This is a genomic window from Rhizobium sp. 2YAF20 (genome assembly GCF_052114685.1).
In the GTDB taxonomy this organism is placed as follows: domain Bacteria; phylum Pseudomonadota; class Alphaproteobacteria; order Rhizobiales; family Rhizobiaceae; genus Rhizobium.
This window is the reverse complement of sequence record NZ_JBFRFF010000130.1, coordinates 1-715: the sequence shown is the minus strand read 5'-3', so window position 1 is coordinate 715 and position 715 is coordinate 1. Positions and strand designations below refer to the sequence as shown.

Here is a 715-nt window from a genome sequence, read left to right as displayed (position 1 = left end):
AGCCTGGCTGGTGTCTTTGGCGTGCGACAAGGCCAGGGACCATGGCTATCCGCACGAACTGTGGACGACGCGGCTTTTGGCCCGCCATGCGCGCGAGCACGGACCGGAGGCCGGACATCCCTGTCTGGCCCGTCTGGTTCAGGGCACGGTGAGCAAGCTTCTGAGCCAGGAGGAAATCAAACCGCACAAGATGCGCTACTATCTGGAACGTCGCGATGGCGAGTTCGAGCARAAGATGGCGGAGGTCTTGTGTGTCTATCGCCAGGTGCAGGTCTTGAAAAAGGCCGCAGCCGGATCGAACAAATCGGCTAAGCAGGTCGCGATCGTCTCTTACGACGAGAAGCCTGGGATCCAGGCSATCGCGACGACGGCGCCGGATTTGCCGCCCGTGCCAGGCGTCCATCCGACCTTTGCGCGCGATTTTGAATATAAGCGTCATGGCACGCTCAGCCTGTTGGCTGGAATTGAYCTGCTGACAGGCAAGGTCCATGCGCTCGTCAAGGACCGCCACCGCAGCCGCGAGTTCATCGAATTCCTCAAGCTGCTCGATGCCGCCTATCCGGCCGGCACCGCGATCAGGTTGATCCTCGACAATCATTCCGCACACATCTCGAAAGAAACCAAAGCCTGGCTCGATAAACAACCGGCAGGCCGCTTCGAATTTACCTTCACCCCTAAACACGGCTCCTGGCTTAACCTCATCGAGGGCTTCTTC

The 715-nt window shown here is 59.4% G+C and carries 1 protein-coding gene; it reads left to right on the top strand.

Annotated elements, in window-relative coordinates; all coding sequences use genetic code 11:
* On the top strand, nt 1–715 hold a 715-nt coding region (locus AB4Z52_RS36235; protein ID WP_442222618.1), incomplete at both ends, for an IS630 family transposase.